The following is a 22,303-nucleotide window of genomic DNA, read 5'->3' on the forward strand; positions in this document are numbered from 1 at the left end:
ACGTGCGCGACTTCCTCGCCGCGGTACGCGGGCTGACGGTCCGCGGCCGCTCGTTCCTCGCGGCCGGCGGGGCGTGCGTGGCCTCGGCGGCGGTCATCGGTGAGCAGGACCTCCTCGCGGTCGGTGCCCTGCTCGCCGCGCTGCCGCTGTTCGCGGCCGGGTTCGTCGCGCGGACCCGCTACCGGCTGGCCTGCACCCGCCGGCTCGAGCCGCCGCGGGTCACCGCGGGCGACACCGTCTCGGTGCGGATCCGGCTGGACAACGTCTCCCGGCTGCCGTCCTCGGTCCTGCTCGTCGAGGACGCGTCCCCCAACCTCGGCCACCGCGCGCGCTTCGTGGTGGACCAGATCGAGCCGGGCGGCTCCCGCGACCTCTCCTACCCGCTGAGCGCCCAGGTCCGCGGCCGGTACCAGGTCGGCCCGCTCACGATCCGGCTGACCGACCCCTTCGGCCTGTGCGAGCTGGAACGCAGCTTCCGGGGGCGGGATGAGCTGATCGTCGCCCCCGCCCTGGAACGCCTGCCGCTGACGCCGCTGGTCGGTTCCTCCTCGCTCAACAACGAGGTGCGCCGTTCGTCGGCGCGGGCGGGTGAGGACGATTCCACCACCCGGCCGTACCGCTCCGGCGACGATCTGCGCAAGGTGCACTGGAAGACCACGGCCCGGCTGGGTGAGCTGATGGTGCGCCGCGACGAGCGGCCGCTGACCGGCGCCGCCACCGTGCTGCTCGACACCCGGCAGGCAGCCTGGCCCGAGCCGGCCCGGGACGATCCCTTCTCCTGGGCGGTCGGCGCCGCGGGCTCCATCGCGGTCAACCTCGCCCGCAGCGGCTACGGGGTCCGGCTGATCGCCGACACCGGGGTCGCCGCGACCGGCCCCGGCAACGCCGTCGGCGCCCTGCTCGACGAGCTGGCCGTCATCGCACCGACACCGGCGGCCACCCTGGGCCCGGCGTTGACCAGCCTGCGCTCGGCCGAGCACTCCGGCATGGCCGTCGTCGTGCTCGGGCGCACCGACCAGGCGACGGCTTCGATGATCGCGGGTGCCCGGCCGCGCAACGCCCCGGCCATCGCGGTGCTGGTGGACCTCGCCGGCTGGGGCGCGACGCCGGCGGCCGGGGGCGATCTGGAGGTCACCCGGCACACCCTGACCAGGCACGGCTGGACCGTTCTGGTCGCCGGTGCCGGGACCCGTCTCACCGACACCTGGCCGCAGGTCTTCCAGCCGGGCGTCTCGGCCGGGCGCCGGTTCGCGGTCGGCAACGCCAGGGGCGGCATGGCCCGGGTGTCGTACGGGTCCGCGTCGGGCACCGGTGCGGCCGGCCCCGCGGGGCCACCCACCCACGCCGGACCACCCACCCGCGCGGAGAACAGCGCCCCCGCCGGCCGGACGCCACCCCCGCCCGCGACCGGCCCGCTGTACCGGCCTGGCTCCCCCCACGAGCCCGCCACCACAGGTGGCCGTCCCGCGTCGAATGGTCACGGATGGTGACTCCACGGCCCTTCTCCGCCCTGCTGGGCGGGCTGGCCTGCCTGCTCGCCAGTGCCGCGCTGGCCCCGCTGTTCGACGGGTTCGGCTGGTGGTTCGGGCCCGTCCTGATCGCGACGGCGGTCGCCGTGAGCACCGCGGTGCTGGGCCGGCTGCTCGGCGCCCTGTTCCGGCTGCCGGCGTCCACGGGCATCTGCCTCAGCCTGATCGGCCTGCTCACCACCCTGACCGGGGTGAGCGCGCGGGACACCGCCCTGCTCGGAGTGATTCCGACCCCGTCGACCGTGACGGCGCTGCGCGAACTGGCACTGGCCGGCAAGCACGACATCGGCGAGCTCGCGGTGCCGGTACCGGAACGGCCCGGCCTGGTGGTTCTGGTGTTCGTCGCCGTGTACCTCGTCGTCATGGCGGTCGACCTGATCGTGGTGGTCGTGGACCGGCCCCCCCTGGCCGGCCTGCCGCTGCTCGGCCTGTTCGTCGTGCCGGCCGCCGTCCTGCCCACCGGGGTCGGCACAGTTCCCTTCGTCCTCGCCTCGGTCGGCTTCGTCGCGCTGATGCTGCTGGACGGCAACCGGATGGTCACCAGGTGGGGCCGCCCGGTCGGGGACCGGCCGCCCCGGGTCATCCGCAACGGTCTGGGATCACTCGGCGCCCGGGTGGCCGCCGGGTCGCTGGTGATCGCGGCGGTGGTGCCGCTGCTGGTGCCGTCCCTGGACGGGCACGGAGTGATCGACAGCGGTGGCGGCGGGCGTGCGGGGGACGGCCCGAGCTCGGCGAGCGTCGTGCAGCCGATCGTCTCGCTCTCCCAGCAGCTCCACGACGACCGCGAGATCCCGCTGCTGCGCGTCGTCACGGAGAACCCCCAGTACCTGCGGCTCACCGCCCTGGAGAACTTCGACGGCCAGCGCTTCACCCTGCGGGCCCTGAACGCCACGAAGGAAGCCCGGGTGAGTGAGGGCCTGCCCGGTCCGGGTCGGGACATCCGCACGATCCCGACCACCGCCTCGGTGACGGTCTCGCGCGCGATGGCCGAGCGCTACCTGCCCGTGCCGGGCATTCCCACCGACTTCGACGGGCTCGTCGGCGACTGGCGCCTCGCCGAACCGACGGGCACCGTCTTCTCCACCCGCACCTCGACCTCGGGGCTGCGGTACACCGTCAGCGCGGCGGTCCCCGACCCCACCCCGCAGCAGATCGCCGCCGCGACCGGCCCCGTGCCCGAGTCGATGAACGTCGTCACCCAGCTGCCGCCGGCCACCGACACCGACCCGCGGCTGCGCACGCTGCTCAGCCAGATCACCGCCGGCGCGAACACCGACTACGCCCGGGTCGTCGCCATCCAGAACTTCCTGCGCGGCCCGGAGTTCACCTACGACCTCACCGGCGCGCCCACCATTCAGGACGGCGCGCTCAGCGAGTTCCTCTTCGAGAGCCGGCGCGGGTACTGCGAGCAGTTCGCGTCCGCGATGACCGTCCTGGTACGGATGCTGGGGCTGCCCGCCCGGGTGGCCATCGGCTTCACCCACGGCACCCGCGGGGCCGACGGCACCTGGGTGATCACCAACAAGCAGGCGCACGCCTGGCCCGAGGTCTGGTTCCCGACCCTGGGCTGGCTCCCGTTCGAGCCGACCCAGCGCTCGGACGGGGCGACCCCGGCCCCCGACTACGCCCCGTCGACGACCGACCAGCCCACGGACCCGGACCAGGCCGAAGTCCCGCAGGCGGACGGCGAGGTCGCCGTCGAGCCGACACCGAGCGCGGTGCCCGTCCCCGACGACCAGGGCGGCGCGACCGAGGAGCTGACCGCCGGGACCGGCGACAAGGCTGTGGGCGCCCACAAGGACACCTTCCCCCCCGCCTGGCTGCCCTGGGTCGGGCTGGGCGTCGTGATCCTGGTCCTGCTCAGCGTTCCGGCCCTGGCCCGGGTGGTGCTGCGCCGGCGCCGGATGGGCTCGGGCGGCCCCGACCGAGCGGAGGCCGAGGCCGTCGCCCGCGTGCACGCGGCCTGGGCCGAGCTGGTCGATGTGGCCGCCGACCTCGGCATCCACCTGCGGACGAGTGACTCGCCGCGTTCGGGCGCGCAGCGGCTGATCGGCTACCTCGAGGCCGGTCCCGAAGCCGGGTCGGCGGAGGTCGACGCCGCCCGGCAGGCCCTGATCCGGCTGGCGATGGCCCAGGAACGGGCCCGCTACGCCCCCGCCGGAATGGCCGCCCCCGACCCCGGCGTGAACGTCTTCGCCGATCTGGCCCTGGCCCGCCGGGTGCTGTGGTCGGTGGCGCCCCGCAGCCGCCGGGCGATGGCCACGGTGGCCCCGCCGTCGATGATGCAGCGGGCGCGACAGCTGCCGGTGCGCGATGTTCTCGGGCGCCTCGGGCGCCGGGCCGACGACCGGGCGGACATCGACGCCGTGGACGACCAGGAAGCCGGGGTCGGGGCCTCCGCCGACGGACGGACACACCCGCCGCGACCGCCCGGCTGAGAGCCGGAGTCGCCCGCCCGAGGCGTGCCCGGCGCCGGGCACGCAGAACCGGGCCCCGCGGGCTGGTCCTGATCAGGGCGGGCACCACCCCGATCAGGCAGGCGCCCCACTCAGGCGGGAACCGGCCTGGTCAGGGACGGTCCTCCCAGCGGCGGCGCCACCGCTCCTCCACCCGTTCCATGAACGACGCCCGGGCCGGACGCGACCTGCCACCCGAACCGGGCCTGGATTTCGACCCGTGCGGGCGACGACCGACGTCGTTGCCCCGGCCGCTGATCCGACGCAGGTCGGCCGCCCCCCGCAGCGCCGCGAAGAGCATCATCAGGAACCCCAGGATCCCCAGGATCACGGTGAGGGGAACCTGGTTGAGGACCACGCCCACGACCAGGACGACGAGCCCGAGCGCGAACAGGACCCCGCTGCGCCGCACGCGCCGCAGCAGGTAGGTCCTGGGGTTCGTCGACCGGACCGTGCTCGCGAACTTGGGATCGTCCTCGACGAGAGCGCGCTCGATCTGCTCCAGTAGGCGCTGCTCGTTCTCCGAGAGCGGCATCGACGCTCCTCCCACGACCTTCAGGCCCGCCGGACGGAACCTGACACCCAAGAATAGGCATGTGCGGGGCCGAGGCGGTAGGCAACAGGTCATGCTGTGTCCAAGCCGGTTCGAACCCACTCCGACCAGAGCTATTCGGCGTACTGGGCTCCTGCCCGGGCCGGCGGGGTTCATGCCATGCTCATCGTACGATCATGGCGTTCGGTGATCGTGACCGCGGCCGTTCCGGGACCGTTCGAGCCTTCCGGGGCAACGGGTTCACACTCGGTCGGGCCCCCACTCACGGGGAGGAGCCGGGCGCCGCGAGCGGCCGGGCAGCAGCGACGCGGGCCGGACGGCCTCCTCCCCGAACCGCCGGCGGGCGCCGTCGGCGGCACGGTCGACCTCGGCCCAGCCTGACGGCCGCTCGTCGAACGCCAGCTGGTGGCTCGTCCGCCCTGCGGCGGACAGCCGGGCCGCGCGCACCCCGAGCAGGCGCACCAGCGGGCGGGAGATGGCCCGGAGCTCGTCGAACAGCTCGCCCGCGGTGCGATGGACCACCCAGGTGACGTCAGTCGGCTCGGCGAGGGTACGGGCCCGTGTGACGGTCGTGAAGTCGGCGTACCGGACCTTGATCGAGATGTTGCGCGCGGCCTGGCCGCGGGCCCGCAGCCGGGCCGCGACACGCCCGCTGAGGCGGAGCAGCTCCCGGGCGAGCCGCTCGGGGTCGGCCAGGTCGACGGGGAAGGTCTCCTCGGCGCCGACGGACACGTCGGCGCCGTCGGGCTCGACACGGCGATCGTCCCGCCCGTGCGCGAGCGCGTGCAGATGGCCGGCCGCACCCGCGCCGAGGGCGCGCCGCAGTGTGTCGGCGGGCGTACGGGCGAGGTCGCCGACCGTGCGTATCCCGAGCCGGGTCAGCGCCTGCTCCGTGCGCGGCCCGACCCCCCACAACGCCGCGGTCGGCAGCGGGTGCAGAAAGGCGATGACCTCACCGGGGGGAACCACCAGCAGGCCGTCCGGCTTGCACCGGGCGGACGCGATCTTCGCGACGAACATCGACGGCGCCACCCCCACCGAGCAGGTCAGGCCCTGCTCGGTGGCGATCCGGCCGCGGATGGCCCGCGCGATGTCGACCGGGGTACCGAACAGCCGCCGCCCGCCGCCCACGTCGAGGAAGGCCTCGTCAAGGGAGATCGGCGCGACCAGCGGCGTCACGTCCCGGAAGACGACCATGATCGCGCGGGAGGCCTCGCGGTAGCGGCCGTGATCGGCGGGGACGACGACCGCCGTGGGGCACAGCCCGCGGGCCCGGGCCATCGGCATGGCACTGCGCACCCCGAAGTCCCGCGCCTCGTAGGTCGCGGAGAGCACCACCCCACGACTTCCCCCGCCGACAATCACCGGTCGGCCACGTAGCTCGGGTGCGTCCCGCACCGCGACGGAGGCGTAGAAGGCGTCCATGTCGACGTGCAGGATCCGGCTGCCCGCCGACTCCGGCGCGGGCTCCGGCGGGGGCTTCACCGCGGCCCTCCCATGGTGCCGTCAGCGTGGCAGCAGGAGACCGATGACCAGGCCGACGGCGAGGCTGCCCGCCGAGAGCCCGGCGACCCGCACCAGCCAGGTGTTCCGCCGCCGCGCCAAGGGCCGCCTCGGCACCGCCCGGCTGCCGTGCCGCTCGTCCACACCAGCGACCACCACCGGAAACCACCACCCTCGGTAATCATCGAACCCCAAGATGTAACCGATGGTGACCGAACGTGTGCCTCGACGCAAGGCTGTGCCGTCATCAAAAGTCCCCGGGGCGCCCACCCGCCGCCAGCGGCAACGGGCGCGGGCGGCTCGGCACCGGCATGGCCGTCCCCGGCGGGGACGGCCATGCCCGGGGTGCGGCGGCCGTTCCGGGGGGCGGTGACCACCGGTCGGTCCGGCGCGACCAGGCGTCCTGCCGGCCGGGCGAGAACCCCACGGCCCGGGCGACATCCCGCATCACGGACCGGGGCCGGTAGGTGATCACATCCGCCACCCGCGCCGCGCTGTCCCGGCCGTAGCGGCCGTGGACGTACTGGATGACCTCCTCCCGGCGCCCCGACTCGATGTCCAGGTCGATGCCGGGTGGCCCATCCCGCCCGGGGGCGAGGAAACACTCGAACAGCGGCCCGAAGGACACCGCGTCGGCATTGGTGATGCCCAGCGCGTAGCAGACCGCCGAGTTCGCCGCCGATCCCCGCCCCTGGCAGAGGATGTCGCCGCGCCGGCAGAACTCGACGATGTCGTGAACGATCAGGAAGTAGCCGGAGAACCCCAGGCTCTCAATCAGCTTCAGCTCGTGGACGAGCTGGTCGTAGGCACCCGCCACCCGTTCGGCCCGGGCCGGGCCGTACCGGCGGGCCGCGCCCTGCGTGGTGAGCAGCCGCAGCCAGCTCGCCTCGTCGTGCCCGGCCGGTACGGGGAAGTCCGGCAGGCTCGGCGCGACCAGGTCGAGCCCGAACGCGCACTCCGCGCCGATGCGGGCCGCGGCCCGGACGGCCTCCGGAAAGCGGGCGAACCGGGCCGCCATCTCCGCGCCGGAACGCAGGTGGGCCGTGCCGGCGGGGGGCAGCCAGCCGTCCCTCTCGTCGAGGGAGCGGCGCGCCCGCGCGGCGGCCATCGTCGCCGCCAGCCGCGCCGACGCCGGGGTGGCGTAGCGGACGTCGCCGGAGGCGACGACCGGCAGCCCGGCGTCCCGCGCGAGCCCGGTGAGGACGTCGTTGCGGGCCGAGTCCAGCGGGGCGGCGTGATCCCACAGCTCGACCGCGACGTTCTCCCGGCCGAACAGGGCGACCAGCTCGTCCAGGGCGGCGCGGCCGGCGGCCGCGCCCGGGAAGCCCTCGGGAGCCGGCGCCGGCCCTGAGGGGCTGGTGCCGCCGGCGACCAGCGCCCGGGGAACCGCGCCCTCGCGGCACCCGGTGAGCACCTGCCAGTGGCCGCCGGCGGCGGCCGCGACCAGGTCCTCGGGCTGGCTGGCGCCGTCGAGGAAACTGAAGGCCGAATGGCAGTGCAGCTCCGCGTAGGGGACCACCGGCCCCTCAGCCACGGGTGGCCTCAGTCAGGTGCGGCGTGGTCAGCGCCACGTCCACCCCTCGGGGGACGCGGCCTGCGCCAACGGGGGCTGGGAGGGGACGCCGAGCGCCGCCTCGACGAGCCCGAGGAAGATCTCCACCTGGCGGACGAGGTCGTCGGCGTCCCTGGTCGTCACGACGGCGAGCCCGGCCTCGGCCGCGGCCCGCCGCCCGGCACCCGCGGCGAAGAACGCCGACCACTCCTCGAGCTCGGGGGCCACCAGCGCGAGCAGCCGCCACGCGCTCGCCGGGCGGCCCCGATGACCCGGGCGGGGCTGCGCGCGGGCGGCGAGAACGGCGGCCGCGGCCCGCAGCGCGGCGAGATGCGCCAGCGCGTAACGCTCACCCGCCGGGCGGGTGAAGGCCGCCTCGGCCAGCCCGCGCCGGGCCGAGGTGAGGAGCTCGTCCCGGGAGCGCCGCGGGAGCCCCGAGGCGGGGAGCATCGTCCGGCCCGGGGCCTGCCCGGGGACCGGCCTGGGGGGGCCGGGACCGTCGTGACGGCTCGCCCCGCCCCGACGGCCCGCCGCGCCCTGGTCGCCGGCCGCTCCGAACCCACTGGCAGTGCTTCGCCGAACCGCACCCACTGGGATCACCTCTCCGATGCCGAGCCAGCCCGATATCGAACGCATGTTCGAAGATAATACCGGGCCGGCCGGCCGTCAACCCGCCGGCGCGGCGCGCCACCCGGACGGGTCGAGATCGGGGTAGGCGGGCGCCGGCGGCACCGACTCGTCCTCCAGCAGCAGGAGGAACCAGCCGAGCGGCACGAGCACCGCGACCTCGGGCACCCAGCCCCGACGCGGGTCGGCCACCGTCGCGGCGCCGAAGTCCGGGCGGGCCACGGGCGGGCGGTGGCGCGTCAGGTCGGACGGGTCCACCAGCACGATCGCGACCCCGTCGTGCGCGAACCGGACGACGTTGGCGTTCCGCCAGCCGACGAATCCCCGCTCGAAGACGTATCCGGCGGCCCGGCGGCGCGGGCGCAGCCAGCGCAGCGTGGAGCCGTCCGCGAGGTCGACCAGGCCGCCCCGCGAGCGGGGCCGGAACACGGCGAGCGGCAGCCGCGTCACCGGGTCGACCACCCGCACCCCCGCACCGTCGAGGTCCGGCTCCAGCCGGAGCGGGCGGCCGGCGGCCATGAGCTCCACCCCGCCGTCCCGGTGCCACCGTTCGAGGACGGCCGCCCGGTCACCGCGCACCCGCACCTGGTTGCGGGAGCCCGGCACGAAGGCGTAGCCGATCTCCAGCGGCAGCAGACCGTCGAACCGCGCGGGGCGGCCCCCGGTCGCCCCGGCCGCGCCACGACCGAGGACCACCCCGCGGCGGCGGTGACCCGGCGTCTCGTCCGTTCCACCGCGGGACGCGCCCGGCACCGCCGCGAGGCCCGAGAACTCGAAGATCGACATGATCGACACCCTCCCTCCGCCATCGCGGGACCCCGAACACCCCCCGTCGAAATGCGCGGCGGCCCGGTATGGCTCTCCACAACGAGTGCACCCCGGACCGATCAACAACCGGTACACACCGGATCACGGCCGCCGTTGACCCGGAGTTGAAAGCGCCGAATCGCACGGACGACGCTCGCGCGGCGATTCCAGGGTTGTCCCGGTGTCCGCCACGGCCGGCCGCGGAAAAGGCAGAATCAGAAGGACGAGCACCGCCGACGCACCGCGCCACACCACACCGGCGGCGGCGGCGGCGGCCACATTCGCCCGAGAGGACCAGATGCCCGATCCGGACCGGCTCCAGTTCGCCGTCCTGGGCCCGTTGGAGGTCACCGCTGGCGGTGTTCCCGTCGTACTCGGCGGCACCCAGCGAAAGGTGCTGCTCGCGGCGCTGCTGCTCGAGGCCGGGCAGGTGCTGTCCACCCAGCGCCTGATCGAGGTGATCTGGAGCGATCCGGCCCCGGAACGGGCGCTCGCCACGTTGCGGACGCACGTCAGCGAGCTGCGCCGCCGGCTGGAGAGCCCCAGCGCGGCCCAGGTGCTCATCCGTCGGGGAGCCGGTTATCTGCTCGACGTGGGACCGGCGCAGATCGACGCCGAACGCGCCCGGCGGCTGTTGGAGCAGGGCCGGCGTGCCATTGAGGACGGCGACCCGGTCAGCGCCATCGCGCCGTTGCAGGAGGCGCAGGCGCTCTGGCGCGGCCAGCCTTTGGTCGATCTCGCCGACTATCCCTTCACAACGGGGTACGTCGAAAAACTGACAGAGCTTCACCTTGACATCCAGAAGACGCGAATCTCAGCTGATCTGTCGCTGGGCCGACACCGCGAGGTCATCGGTGATCTGCGGATGCTCGTCACGAGACATCCGCACGACGACGGGCTGCGCCGGGAGCTCGTTCTCGCCTTCTACCGCGACGGCCGCACCGAGGACGCCGCCCGGGCCTGCCGGGAAGGCCTCGAGGCGCTCCACGATCTCGGTCTGGAATCCCCGCTGCTGCAACGGCTGCAGGAGGACGTCCTGCGCGCCGATCCGGGACTGGCCTGGACGCCACCGCGTGCGCTGGGCCGGCCGGTGTCGGCCCCGCCCACCGGGCAGGGCGTCTACCAGCTCCCGCCCGACATCGAGGAGTTCACCGGCCGCGACACGATCCGCGGCCAGATCCTGGCCACCCTCGCCGATCCGGTGGCGGGCGCGAAGGGGACGGTCGTCGCCGCGATCGCCGGCAAGGCCGGGGCGGGGAAGACCGCGCTCGCGGTCTACGTGGCCCACCGGGTCCGCGACCGGTTCGCCGACGCTCTGTACGTGGATCTGCGCGGCACCAGCGAACCGCTCGACCCGCACCGCGTCCTGGGCCGGTTCGTCCAGGCGATGGGGGTCAGCCGGGCCGCGGTCCCCGCCGACCCCGACCATCTGGTCGAGGTGTACCGGTCGCTGCTGGTCAACCGCCGGGTGCTGATCCTGCTGGACAACGCGGCGAACGAGGCCCAGATCCGCCCGCTGCTCCCGACCAGCCCCGGCAGCGTGGTGATCGTCACCAGCCGCTCGCGGATGCACGGGCTGACCCCCGCCTACTGGATGGTCGACGTCCTGCACCCCGGCGACGCCGTGGAGCTGCTCGCCAAGGTGGTCGACGAGCGGCGGGTGAGCGCGGAGCCGGAGGCGGCCCGCGACATCGTGGGGCTGTGCGGGTACCTGCCGCTCGCCATCCAGATCGCGGGACGCAAGCTGGCCGCCCACCCGCACTGGCGGCTCACCCGGCTGGCCTCCCGGCTGGCCAACGAGCGGGACCGGCTGTCCTGGCTGGAGGCGGGCGACCTGGAGGTCCGCGCCAGCTTCGGGCTCAGCTACGAGGGCCGCCCCGCCGACGAGCAGCGCGCGTTCCGGCTGCTGGCGCTGCCCGAGCTGGCCGACTTCGCCCCGTGGGCCGCCGCCGCCGTCCTCGACGTCGGGCTTGACGAGGCCGAGGATGTCGTGGACCGCCTCGTCGACGCCCAGCTGCTCGAACGCCGCGGGGTCGACCGGGCCGGCACCGAGCGGTACCGGTTCCACGACCTGCTCCGGGTCTTCGCCCGGGAGAAGAACGAGGCGTCCGCCGGCGCCACGCCCGGAACCCCGGCCGGCCCCGAGACCGGCCCCACGGCCGGGACCGGAGCGGCACCGGTACCGCGGCTGGCTCCCGAGCACGCGCAGGCCCTCGGCCGGCTGTTGTACGCCTATCTGGCCGTGCTGCGCGGCGCGGTCGACGAGTTCGCGCCGGGCACCGCGCGCACCGTCGAGCCCACCGCGCGCACCCCCGCCGCGCAGACCTCCACCGTGCACACCCCCACCGCGCAGACCTCCGCCGCGGGCGGCTCCGGCGACCGGGCCCACGCCGTCGACCCGGAGGTGGTCGCGGCGCTCACCGCCCAGCCCCTGCTGTGGTTCGGCGGCGAGCGGGTCAACCTGCTGGCCCTCGTCGACCAGGCGCACCGGCACGGCCTCGACGAGCCGACCTGGCTGCTCGCGATCGAGGCCGCCGAGTTCTGCGCCTTCGGCGCGCACTGGTCGGACTGGGAGCGGATCCACTCCCTCGCGCTCGCGGCGGCGCGGCGGCGCGGCAACCGGCTGGCCGAGGCGGTTCTGCTCTGCGGCCTGGGCGAACGCGACATCACCCTCGCCTTCGAGCACGCCTTCTGGCGACTGGACGCGCCCGGCGCCGACAACGACGGGGAACCGGCGGTCGTCCTCGGTGCCCGCGCCGCCGACCACCTCGACCTCGCGACCGAGCGGCTGGAACGCGCCCGGTCGATCTTCGTCGAGTACGGCGACACGCTCGGCGAGGCCCGCACCCTGCACGGGCTGGCCGACGCCGCGCGCGGGCGCGGCGACGCCGAGGGCGCGGTGGAGCACTTCGAGCAGTGCCTGGCGCTGACCCGCCGCGGTGGCGCGCGGCGGGCGGAGGCCGAGGCGCTGATCTGCCTGGCGATGGCGCACGGCGACCGCGACGAGCTGAGCGAGGGCATCACCTGCCTGTCGATCAGCCTGTCGATCGCGCGAGAGCTGACCAGCCGGTCGCTGGAGGCGCTCGCGCTGCGCCGGCTCGGTGACCTGCACCGGCACCGGCCGGAGCGGGCCCTGGCCCACTACAACGAGAGCCTGCCGCTGCTGAGCGCGCTGCCCGACATCCTGTGGGAGCCGCGGATCCTGGTCCGCCGCGGCGACATCCTCGCCCGTCTCGACGACCATCTCGCCGCGCGCCGGTCCTGGCAGCAGGCGGTCACCCTGCTGCGCCAGCACGGTTCCACCGAGCTGGCCGCGGCCGAGGCGCGGCTGGCCCGCCCGGCGAGCACCGCGCCGACCCAGTTCGCCAGCGGCCGGCTGCTCGGCGACTTCGACCCGGCCTACTTCATCGGACGGGTCACCACCAGCCGGCGCAGCGTCCGCCTGCTCAACACGTGGACGGACCTGCTGGCCCCGGCGCACGTCGAGGCCTTCGCCGCGGCGCTGCTCACCGCGGTCGACGCGGGGGCGATGGTGCAGATCCTGCTGCTGGACCCCGACTCCCCGCCCGCGGCCGGCCGGGCCGAGGACCTGCTGCACAGCATCGACGTCCCGAACGTGATCAGGGCGAACCTGCGGGTGCTCGACACCGTGCGGGCGCGGCTGGTCCCCGCGCTGCGCCCCCGGCTCTCCGTGCGGATCTACGGTGACCAGCCGCTGACCACCTACCACCGGTGGGACAGCGGGGCGCTGATCTCGACCTTCCCGTTCGGGCACTCGTCGGCCGCCACCACCCAGCACGAGGCGACGATCTCCTCGACCCTGGTCCAGTTCGTCGAGCAGCACTTCGAGAAGATCTGGCACCCCGACCGCAGCGTCAGCCTCGACGACTACCTCCGGGTGCCGCTGCGCATCCTGCGCGCCGACGGCCCCGACCGGGACGCCCGCACGATCCAGGCGCGGTACGCGCGGCTGGGCGCCACGGTCTACCTGGCCGACGAGGAGCTGACCCGGCTCGTCCACGACGGCGGCGCCGACGGTCTCGTCACCGAGATCGGCGGCACCGGCCGCCATCCGCTCGCCGAGCTGCACCGATGCCGGGTCGTGCCGGCCTGGGAGGGGCGGGCCGGCGCCGCGGACGCCTTCGCGCAGAAGTACGGCCCGCAGGCCACGGCCCCGACGCCGGACGGCCCGCCGCTGCGGCTCGCGCCGATGCGCCCGCCGCCGGCCGGCCAGCCGCCATCCCGACCGGTCCTGTGACGTGCTCGTCACCGTCGACTTCTGGCACGTCCCGCGGCGGCGGGTGGGGCACGCCGCCGCGCGCATGGCCCTCGACCGCCCCGCGCTGCGGCGGACGTCCGGGCTGACGTTCGGCAAGCTGCTGGGCACCGGCTCGGGCCACCGGTTCACCCCGCTCGACGCCGACCCGCTGCGCTGGGCGCTGCTGGCGGTCTGGGACACGCCCTCGGCCGCCCGGGACTTCGAGCGTTCCACGACAATCCGGTCATGGGCTGGCATCGCGGACGAGCGCTGGCGGGTGGAGCTGCGTCCGGTGGCCTCCCGGGGGCGGTGGTCGGGCCGGGCGCCGTTCGGGGGCGGTCCCGACGGGGAGCGTCGGGAGAGACACAGTCGTGAGAGCCACAGTCCCAGGAGCCACAGTCCCGAGGGACACAGCGGAGAACACGACGGGGAGCCCGTGGCGGTTGTCACCCGGGCCCGGCTCGCGCCGCGGCACGCCGCGGCCTTCTGGCGGGCCGTCCCGCCGGTCGCGACGGAGCTGCGCGGCGCCGGCGGGCTGCTGTTCGCCGCCGGCGTCGGCGAGGCCCCGATCGGCCTGCAGGGCACCTTCAGCCTGTGGCGGGACGTCACGGCGCTGCGCGCGTTCGCCTACCGGGGGCCGGCGCACGCCGCGGCGGTGCGGCGCACCCCCGCGGCCGGATGGTACACCGAGGAGCTGTTCGCCCGTTTTGTCGTTCTGGGCTCACGCGGGACGATCGGTGGTGTGAACCCGCTCGACATCCCGCCGTCCGTCGGGAAGGCCGATCATCCTTTGACAACCCGTTGAAGATCGTGCGCGAAGGTGGGTCCCGCCGGGCCCCGGGCCGACTCCTCCGCTCGCGGACGCCGGCCACCACCCCGTGCCCCGACGTTCCCCGCTCTGCTCCCGCTCCGGGCCCGCACTGTCCGTTTCCCGCTCCGTTCCCGCCGACCACGCGCCGTCTCCGACCACGACGGTCGCGGCCGGCCGCGTTCGATCCAACCCGGGTGGCGTAACTCGCATGCCAAGGTCCCTCGACCCCTCCGCCCCGTCCGCCGTACGCGGGAGACCGGCCGGGAGCACCGCCGACGCCGCCCCGGCCGGGCGGCGGACCCTTATCGCGACGCCGGTGACCGACCGGGTCGCCGGGCTGGCCACCCGGGCCGGCGCGGTGCTGCTCCCGGAGCTCGCCGGACGGCCCGCGGACCTGGCCGCCGCGCTGGTCGAACACCGGCCGCACACGCTCGTCGTCGGGGCCAACCACGTTCCGGGCGACGCGCTGCGCCGGTGGGCGCGGGCCATGCGGCGCGCACCGGACCGGCGCGCACTGGCGGTGCTCCGCCGCGGGACGTCACTGGCCGAGATCGACACCGGCACGGCCGCGGAACTGGGCGTGACCGTGCGCAACACCCCGGAGGTCAACGCCCGGCACGTCGCCCGGTTCATGGCGGACGAACTCCTCGCGCCCCGCCGCACCGCCGCCGACCCGGCCCGGCCGGGGACCGTCGGGTTGATCGGCAGCGGTGACATCAACAGCCGTGTCACGCGCGAGGCGGTCGCCCGCGGCCACGACGTGATCGTGTACAGCCCGTCGCTGGCCGCCGAGGCCGGCGTCGCGACCGAGACCGGCGCCGGCGCCCTCGACCGCTGGCTGGCGGCCAGGCGGCTGCCCGCGGGACGCATCCGCGCGGCCCGGGACGTCGAGTCCGTGCTCGACGCGGCCGACCTGCTCGGGCTCGCCGTCCCGCTGACCACGGACGGGGAGCACCCCACCGCCGGCCTCATCGGGGCCGAGCGGCTCAAGCGGTTCGGCGGCCACCGGATCGTCTCGGTGTGCGAGCCCGACGTGTTCACCGGGCCGGCGCTGACAGCGGCCTTCGACCAGCTCGATCTCGAGATCGTCCTGGACAACGCCCCACGGCTGCTCGACCCGGTGCGGGCGCTGCTGGCCGGCCGGTACGACCCGGACGACCCGCGGCGGGCCCGGCCCGGCTTCACCCTCGTGTCGGCCGCGATGCGCGCCCCGGAGTGCGCGGCCGATCTCGACCAGGCCGTCCTGACCGCCCTCGCCCGCCTCGATCTCGACGACCGGCGGGAGCGTCCGCGCCCACCCGCCCGGCCGGGCGGGGACGCCGCCGAGGCCGTCGTGGTGGTGGGCGGCGGAATCGTGGGCCTGACCGTCGCGCTGCGGCTGCACGAGGCCGGGCGGCGGGTGGTGGTGCTCGACGCGGCGCCGGCCGACCGCCGCCGGGTCGACGAGCAGGGCACCACCTTCGCCGGCACCAACGGACGTCACCTGTCCACGACCGAGACCCTGCCGCACGCCGATGCCACCCGCGCCGGCGTCCTCGCCCGGACCCCGGCCGACGGTGGCTGGCGGCTGCGCCCGCCGGAGTCGCTCTCGGCGCCCGAGGCCGCCTGGGCCGAGGCGTTCGAGCGGTTCACCGACCGGCCCGGGCTGCGCGCCCTCGCCACCGAGGCGGTGATCTCGCTCAACCGGCTGGGGCTGCGGCGCTGGGAGGAGATCTTCCGGGACCGGCCCGACGACCTCGGCGCGTGCCTGCGGGGGAACCGCCCGGCCCGGTTGTACCTCGACGACACCGGGCTCGCCGCCGGCCGCGCGCTGCAGGCCCGGGCGAACGACGAGATCACCGACCTGGACGTCGCGGCGACCCGCCGGCACTGGCCCGCGCTCGCCACCGCCGGCTCCGGCTCCGGCGGCGGCGGCGGGGTCGTCGAGGTCGACGGGTGCGCCGTGGCCATCCACGACCTGGCCGGTGCGCTGGCCGACCTGCTGCGCCGCCGGGGGGTGCCGGTGGTCCCCTCGGCCGCGGTCCGCGCGTTGCGGCCCACCCGCGCGGCGGTCGAGGTGGAGCTCGCCGACGGCACGGTCATGCCGGCCGGCCGGGTCGTCCTCACCGTCGGCGGCCGTGACCTGTACCGGCTGCTCGGGGCGCGCTGGCCCGACGCCGGCTGCGTCGCCAACGTGCTCGGGGTGTCGCTGACCCTGCCGAACCCGGGGGTGACCCGTCCGTTGAAGATCCACGCGGGCGACCCGCTCGGGGTGATCAACCTGACACCCGCCGCCGACCGGTCGATGATCCACGTCAGCGGCGGCTTCGGCTACCTCGGTCTGGCCTCCTGGCGGGGCGAACGTCTCGTCCCGGCCGACACCGGCGGCACGACGGACGGCGGCACGACGGACGGCGGCACGACGGGTGACGGCGCGGCGGCGGCCGTCGAGGAGCTGGTCACGGCGCTCATCGCGGCCGTCGGTGGGCTCTTCCCCACGCTGCGCGGGCCCGACGGGCGGCTGGACGTCCGCGAGGTGCGCACCTGCGAGCGGCCGATGACCGCGGACGGCCTGCCGGTGGTCGACGCCCCGGCGGAGCTCGGCGGGCGGATCGTCGTCGCGGCCGGGACCAACGCCGGCGGGGCGGTCCAGGCGCCGGCCCTCGCCGACCTCGTGTCCGACCTGCTCGACGGCCACCCGCGGTGGGCGCAGCTGGCCATGGCCGGTGACCGGACCGGCCGGCCCGTCAGCGGGGGGCGGCAATAGCACCGTTTGCCGCCCCCGTCCCGGCCGACAGGCGGTGGGTTCACGCCGCGCGTTATCGTCGGATGGCCCGGTGCGACAGGAGGCGAGGTTGTTGACCGACGTCCGAATCGTGCGGTGGTCACCGGCCCGGATGCGGGCCCGGCTCGACGATGTCATCGCCGTCTACAAGGCCGCGTTCCTCGACCACCACGAGGACGACCCGGTGCGCGCCGCCCGGGACAGGGCGACGCACGCCCGCCGCCACTTCGACCGCCGTGACCTGCGCGCCGTCGCCGCGGTCACCCCGGACGACGAGCTGGTCGGCATGACGTACGGCCTGCCCGGCAAGAACGGCCAGTGGTGGCACGACGTCGTCGCCGGCGCGCTCGCGGAGAGCACCGCGGCGCACTGGCTCGCCGACTGTCTCGAGGTCGTCGAGCTGCACGTGCTGCCCGGCTACCAGGGCCACGGCATCGGCCGTGACCTGCTGCGGGAGCTGCTGCGGGACGCACCGCACCGCACCGCGGCGCTCTCCGCGCTCGAGCTGCCCGGCAGCCGGGCGCGCCGGCTGTACGCCAGCGAGGGTTTCGTGCCCCTGCTGTCGCACTTCCAGTTCCCCGGCAGCGGCACCGAGTACGCCGTGCTCGGCAAGGAACTGCCCGGGCGGGATGACGGCGACCCGCCGCGGCCCGCTCCGGCGAGCCGGCCCGCCCGGGTGCCGTGAGCCGGTCGGGACCAGCCGGTTCCGCTCCCGGTTCCGTTCCGCCTCCGGCCGCTCCCCCTCCGGCCGCCCCGCCGCGGCGGGGCGCGGCCATGCTGCCCTGGCTGGCCACGGCGGTGGCCGTCACGCTCCAGATCGCCTATCCGCTGACCTCCGGGGACGGCCGGGCGGCCGTGACGGTGCTGTCGGTCCTGGCCTTCCTCGCGGCGGCGGTGAGCCACGCGGCCGCCGTCCACGGGCCCGCGTGGGCCGCGGGGGCGACCGCCCTGGCCGCCGGCACCGGCCTGCTGGCCGAGTCGGTCGGGCTGCGCACCGGCTGGCCGTTCGGCCACTACGCGTACGGCTCCGCGCTCGGCCCCGACCTGGCCGGTGTCCCGGTCGTCGTGCCGCTGGCCTGGGCGATGATGGGCCTGCCGGCGCTGATGCTCGGCCGCCGCTGCGCCCGCTCGCCGGCGTGGGCACCGTCCGGGCGGGCACCGGCCGCGCGCTGGGCCGTGACCGCGCTGGTCGGCGGTGCCGCCCTCACCGCCTGGGATCTCTTCCTCGATCCGCAGATGGTCGCCGAGGGCTACTGGACGTGGTCCGCCGGCGGTCCCGCGCTCAACGGCATCCCACTCAGCAACGCGGCCGGCTGGCTGCTCGTCGGCACGCTGCTCACCGGCGCGCTGGCCGCCCTGCCGATCCCGTCGGCCACGCCCACGCCCACGCCCACGCCGTCGGCGACGGCGACGGCGACGGCGACGGCGACGGCGCCGCTGACCGACGTCGCGCCCACCGACGTCGCGCCCACCGACGACCGGGTGCCGATGGCCCTGCTCTGCTGGACCTGCGCCTCCTCGGTGCTGGCCAATCTGGCCTTCTTCGGCCGTCCTGGGGTGGCGCTCGCCGGCGGGGCCGCGATGGGCCCGCTGCTCGGCCTCGCCGTCCTGCTCAGCCGCCGCGACGCGGCCCGCGGGTGGGCCGGCACCGCACGGAAACGAGGCCTGGCACGCTCTCAGGTGTGAGCGGGCGCGGACTGGCGACGGCACTGGTGCGCTCCGGCGCGGCCGGAGCCGTCGCCGTCGCCGCGCACACGGCGGTGAACGCGGCGCTGTTGCGCGTCCCGGTGCCGGCCGTCCCGGTGTGGGAGCGGGTCAGCGTGATCCTGCCCGTGCGGGACGAGGCGGCGCGGGTACGCACCTGTGTGACGGCCCTGCTCGGCTCCCGGGACGTCGCCGACCTCGAGGTGATCGCCTACGACGACGGCTCGACGGACGGCACGGGTCGGATCCTGCGCCGGCTCGCCGAGCGGGACGGACGCCTGCGGGTCCTGACCGGGCCGGAGCCGCCGGCCGGCTGGCTGGGCAAGCCGCACGCCTGCGCCCGGGCGGCGGGCCAGGCCACCGGCACCGTGCTGGTCTTCGTCGACGCCGACGTCACGCTCGCCCCGGACGGCCTCGCCCGGGCCGTGGGCCTGCTGCGCGGATCGGGCCTGGACCTCGTCTCGCCCTACCCGCGGCAGGTCGCCGTCGGGGCGGTCGAACGGCTCGTGCAGCCGCTGTTGCAGTGGTCGTGGCTGGCGCTGCTCCCGCTGCGGGCCGCGGAGCGTTCCGCCCGCCCGTCGCTGGCCGCGGCCAACGGCCAGTTCCTCTGCGTGGACGCCGCGGCCTACCGCCGGGCCGGCGGGCACGACGCGGTCCGCGGGGCCGTCCTGGACGACATCGAGCTGCTGCGCGCGGTGAAGCGTTCCGGCGGGCGCGGTGTGGTCGCCGACGGCACCGAGCTGGCCGTCACCTGGATGTACGACGGCTGGCAGCCGCTGCGTGACGGCTACGCGAAGTCGCTGTGGGCCGCGGGCGGCACCCCGGCGGCGAGCCTCGGGCAGCTGGGGGTACTCGGCTGGCTCTTCGTCGGCCCGGCGGTCGCCGCGGCGCGCGGGTCACGCGCCGGGCTCGTCGGCCTGCTGGCCGGCACGGCGAGCCGGCTGATCGCGGCCCGGCGCACCGGCGGCCGCGCCTGGCCGGACGCGGCGGCCCACCCGGTCTCCGTCTGCCTGCTCGGCTACCTGACGGCGCTGTCGTGGTGGCGGCACCGGCACGGCACCATCCGCTGGAAGGGCCGCGCGCTGACCGGACCACCGGCCGGGAACGGACCATCGGGCTGGAACGGGCCACCGGCCGGGAACGGACGACCGCGCATAGGCTCGCAACCGTGGCGACGGTCGTCGTGGTCGGGGCGGGCGTCGGCGGGCTGGCGGCCGCCGCTCGGCTCGCCGCCGCCGGGCACCGGGTCACCGTCTGCGAGGCGGCGGAGCGGATCGGCGGGAAGCTCGGCTGGTATGAACGCGACGGCTACGGGTTCGACACCGGCCCGTCCCTGCTGACGATGCCCGAGGTGTTCGAGGAACTGTTCGCCGCCACCGGCGGGCCGCTCGGCGGGCAGCTCACGCTGCGCCGTCTCGACCCGATCGCCGCCTACCGGTTCGCCGACGGCACGACGGTGAACGCGCACGCCGACGACACCGCGTTCCACGCCGAGCTGGACGCGAAGCTGGGCGCCGGGGCCGGCGCCCAGTGGCGGCGCCTCGACGAGCGCGCCCGCCGGGTCTGGGCGGTGTCCGAACAGCCCTTCCTGCGCAGCCCGGTCTCGGCCGCGGCGTTGGCGCGGACCGCCGCGCGCCGCCCGCTGGGGCTGGCCACCGTCGCGCCCGGCACCACCCTGCGTGGCCTCGGGCGGCGTCACCTCACCGATCCGCGGCTGCGCGTGATGCTGGACCGGTACGCGACCTACACCGGCTCGGATCCGCGCCGGGCTCCGGCCGCGCTGGTCACGGTCCCGCACGCGGAGCGCCGGTTCGGCGGCTGGTACGTCCCGGGCGGGCTGCGGCTGCTCGGGCAGGCGATCGCCGGGCGGGCGACCGAACACGGCGCGGTGATCCGCACCGGCGCGCCGGTCGCGCGGATCACCCGCGCGCCCGGCGGGCGGGTGGACGGCGTCCGGCTGGCCGACGGGACACTGCTGGCGGCCGACCTGGTCGTGTCCGACGTCGACGCGGCCCGGCTCTACGACGGCGCGCCGCCCGCGGCGCCCGGGCGGGCCGGGCCGCGGCCGCTCGTCGACCACCCGGCCAGCCGGCGGCGGATCCGGCGGCTGGCGCCGTCGCTGTCCGGCTTCGTCCTGCTGCTGGCGCTGTGCGGGCGGACACCGGGCCTGGCCCACCACACCGTGCTGTTCCCCGCCGACTACGACGCCGAGTTCGACGCGGTCTTCGGCGGCCGGCTGGCCTGGGATCCGACCGTCTACATCGCCGCGCCGGACGACCCGGCGACCGCCCCGCCGGGCGACGAGGCGTGGTTCGTCCTGGTGAACGCCAGCCCGCACACCGCCGCCGCCGGTCCCGGGTCCGGGACCGGCGGCTCCGATTCCGGTGGCTCCGATTCCGGGCCGCGTGGTCCCGGTGTGGACTGGGACCGGCCCGGGCTCGCCGACGCCTACGCCCACCGCGTCCTCGAGGTGCTCGCCGCGCGGGGGCTCGACGTCCGCGCCCGGGTGCGCTGGTACCGGACGATCTCGCCGGCCGACCTCGCCCGCGCGACCGGCTCCGTGGGCGGCTCGATCTACGGCGTGTCCTCCAACGGGCCGCGGTCGGCGTTCCTGCGCCCGCGCAACCGCTCGCCGGTACCCGGGTTGTTCCTGGTCGGCGGCTCGGCCCACCCGGGCGGCGGGCTGCCGCTGGTCACGCTCTCCGCGAAGATCGTCGCCGAGCTCATCGGCCCGGCCTGACCCCGCCGTCCGCCGACAACGCCGCCCGGACCGAGGCGAGGTACTGGACGAGCCCGACGGCGCACACCGCCAGCGTGGCCGCCGCGGTGACCGTGGCCACCGCGGCCGCGTGCGCCGGGACGGTCCCGGCCAGCGCGAGGCCCACGGCCGCCAGAATGATCCTGGTCGGCCGCTCCCCCACCGTCACGGTGCCGATCTCGCCGTGCCCGGCGCCGGCCGCGCGGGCCCGCACGTACTCGAGCATCATCATCGCGCCGCCCGCCGACACGACGAGCGCGACCGGGGCCCCGACCAGCCACAGCGCGAGCAGGTAACCGGCGTCGCAGACCCGGTCGGCGGCCGAGTCGAGCACGTAGCCCCAGCTCGTCACCCGCGCGCGCAGCACGGCGACCGCGCCGTCGAGGTTGTCCAGCAGGCCGCCGGCCACGACGACGAGTGGGCAGACCAGCACCCAACGGCCTCCCGCCCAGGCGGCGGGAATCACAGGTGCGGTGGCGGCCACCGTCGCCGCCGTCACCGCGCCCGGGCTGACGCCGGCCACGGCCAACGGCCTGGCCAGGCGATACACCAGATCAAGCCAGATCCGGATCAGGCGCGCGCCGCTTCGAGGGTCGTAGCCGCCGTGTAGCGCGGCCCATTCGACCAGGTAGGTGTCTCGATCGGGTATCGGGGTGCGCACGCCGTCCATCGTGCCCGCGCCGTAGAGTTCCGTCGTGGTATCCGACCAGCCGACCGGTGTCGTCGAGTCCATCGAGGACCTTGACCCCGATCACGTTTTCAGCGCGCACCGTGACCAGGTGATACTGGCCGTGCGCATAACCCCGGTCTTCAACACTCTCGATCTCGGTCTGGTGACCGCCGTGATCGACGCGGCGAACCACGCGGGATTCGCGCTGGTGCGGGAACAGACTTTCCGCGACGAATGGCTACTCTGCGTCTTCGATGCCTACGAGGAACAGGACTGAACCGCCACCGGCCGCGGCGGGATCGCCGACGGCC

The 22,303-nt window shown here is 75.8% G+C and carries 15 protein-coding genes and 2 pseudogenes; 10 read left to right on the forward strand and 7 right to left on the reverse strand.

Annotated features, from left to right (window positions below):
- The first annotated feature begins 2 nt into the window (after positions 1-2).
- Together B056_RS0101150 and B056_RS45260 are read left to right on the forward strand one after the other, a co-directional pair.
- Complete coding sequence (locus B056_RS0101150) at positions 3-1,490, forward strand: DUF58 domain-containing protein (RefSeq protein WP_018500066.1); 1,488 nt, start codon at positions 3-5, stop codon at positions 1,488-1,490.
- On the forward strand, positions 1,484-3,967 hold the full coding sequence (locus B056_RS45260) for a DUF3488 and transglutaminase-like domain-containing protein (RefSeq protein ID WP_018500067.1): 2,484 nt from the start codon (positions 1,484-1,486) through the stop codon (positions 3,965-3,967). Before B056_RS0101150 ends, B056_RS45260 begins: the two co-directional genes overlap by 7 nt.
- A 130-nt stretch (positions 3,968-4,097) precedes the next feature.
- Here the strand turns inward: B056_RS45260 and B056_RS0101160 are convergent, their stop codons facing one another.
- The 6 genes and pseudogenes from B056_RS0101160 to B056_RS0101185 all read right to left on the reverse strand — a co-directional run bounded on the left by B056_RS0101160 (position 4,098) and on the right by B056_RS0101185 (position 9,006).
- Positions 4,098-4,520 (reverse strand): DUF3040 domain-containing protein, encoded by a 423-nt coding sequence (locus B056_RS0101160; protein WP_018500068.1) that lies wholly within the window; start codon positions 4,518-4,520, stop codon positions 4,098-4,100.
- A 258-nt stretch (positions 4,521-4,778) separates the two neighbouring features.
- Positions 4,779-6,023 carry a DNA polymerase IV gene (dinB, locus tag B056_RS0101165; protein ID WP_018500069.1) on the reverse strand — a complete coding sequence of 415 codons (1,245 nt, stop codon included), beginning with the start codon at positions 6,021-6,023 and terminating at the stop codon, positions 4,779-4,781.
- A gap of 21 nt (positions 6,024-6,044) precedes the next feature.
- On the reverse strand, positions 6,045-6,200 hold the full coding sequence (locus B056_RS42290) for a hypothetical protein (protein WP_018500070.1): 156 nt from the start codon (positions 6,198-6,200) through the stop codon (positions 6,045-6,047).
- A gap of 106 nt (positions 6,201-6,306) precedes the next feature.
- Positions 6,307-7,485, reverse strand: a pseudogene (locus tag B056_RS0101175) (hypothetical protein); the annotation flags it as partial.
- 117 nt (positions 7,486-7,602) lie between these two features.
- On the reverse strand, positions 7,603-8,043 hold the full coding sequence (locus B056_RS0101180) for an SAV_6107 family HEPN domain-containing protein (RefSeq protein ID WP_018500072.1): 441 nt from the start codon (positions 8,041-8,043) through the stop codon (positions 7,603-7,605).
- A 216-nt stretch (positions 8,044-8,259) separates the two neighbouring features.
- The gene (locus B056_RS0101185) at positions 8,260-9,006 is read right to left on the reverse strand and encodes a hypothetical protein (protein WP_035749821.1); all 747 of its coding nucleotides are present in this window, start codon (positions 9,004-9,006) and stop codon (positions 8,260-8,262) included.
- A gap of 319 nt (positions 9,007-9,325) precedes the next feature.
- Between B056_RS0101185 and B056_RS0101190 the strand changes: the two genes are divergently transcribed.
- From B056_RS0101190 to B056_RS0101220, 7 genes and pseudogenes are all read left to right on the forward strand, one after another.
- A complete protein-coding gene (locus tag B056_RS0101190; protein ID WP_018500074.1) occupies positions 9,326-13,285 on the forward strand; it encodes a BTAD domain-containing putative transcriptional regulator in 3,960 nt (1,319 codons plus the stop codon).
- A gap of 1 nt (position 13,286) precedes the next feature.
- Entirely contained in the window at positions 13,287-14,090 is an 804-nt protein-coding gene (locus B056_RS0101195; protein ID WP_018500075.1) for a spheroidene monooxygenase, read from the forward strand.
- 322 nt (positions 14,091-14,412) lie between these two features.
- A complete protein-coding gene (locus B056_RS0101200) occupies positions 14,413-16,842 on the forward strand; it encodes an FAD-binding oxidoreductase (protein ID WP_020572249.1) in 2,430 nt (809 codons plus the stop codon).
- Positions 16,843-16,933: 91 nt separating this feature from the next.
- Positions 16,934-17,545: a GNAT family N-acetyltransferase gene (locus B056_RS0101205; RefSeq protein WP_020572250.1), complete on the forward strand. Its 612-nt coding sequence runs from the start codon at positions 16,934-16,936 to the stop codon at positions 17,543-17,545.
- An 89-nt stretch (positions 17,546-17,634) separates the two neighbouring features.
- A complete protein-coding gene (locus B056_RS0101210; RefSeq protein ID WP_018500078.1) occupies positions 17,635-18,546 on the forward strand; it encodes a carotenoid biosynthesis protein in 912 nt (303 codons plus the stop codon).
- 179 nt (positions 18,547-18,725) lie between these two features.
- Positions 18,726-19,235: pseudogene (locus tag B056_RS43845) on the forward strand (glycosyltransferase family 2 protein); the annotation flags it as partial.
- Between the two features lie 497 nt (positions 19,236-19,732).
- Positions 19,733-21,304 (forward strand): phytoene desaturase family protein, encoded by a 1,572-nt coding sequence (locus B056_RS0101220; protein ID WP_018500080.1) that lies wholly within the window; start codon positions 19,733-19,735, stop codon positions 21,302-21,304.
- Here B056_RS0101220 and B056_RS0101225 read toward each other — a convergent pair.
- Complete coding sequence (locus tag B056_RS0101225; protein ID WP_018500081.1) at positions 21,288-22,055, reverse strand: CDP-alcohol phosphatidyltransferase family protein; 768 nt, start codon at positions 22,053-22,055, stop codon at positions 21,288-21,290. The genes B056_RS0101220 and B056_RS0101225 overlap by 17 nt on opposite strands.
- Here B056_RS0101225 and B056_RS0101230 point away from each other — a divergent pair.
- Positions 22,018-22,269 carry a hypothetical protein gene (locus B056_RS0101230; RefSeq protein ID WP_018500082.1) on the forward strand — a complete coding sequence of 84 codons (252 nt, stop codon included), beginning with the start codon at positions 22,018-22,020 and terminating at the stop codon, positions 22,267-22,269. The two genes, B056_RS0101225 and B056_RS0101230, sit on opposite strands and share 38 nt — an antisense overlap.
- Positions 22,270-22,303 lie beyond the last annotated feature (34 nt).

This window comes from Parafrankia discariae (genome assembly GCF_000373365.1).
Lineage (GTDB): Bacteria > Actinomycetota > Actinomycetes > Frankiales > Frankiaceae > Parafrankia > Parafrankia discariae.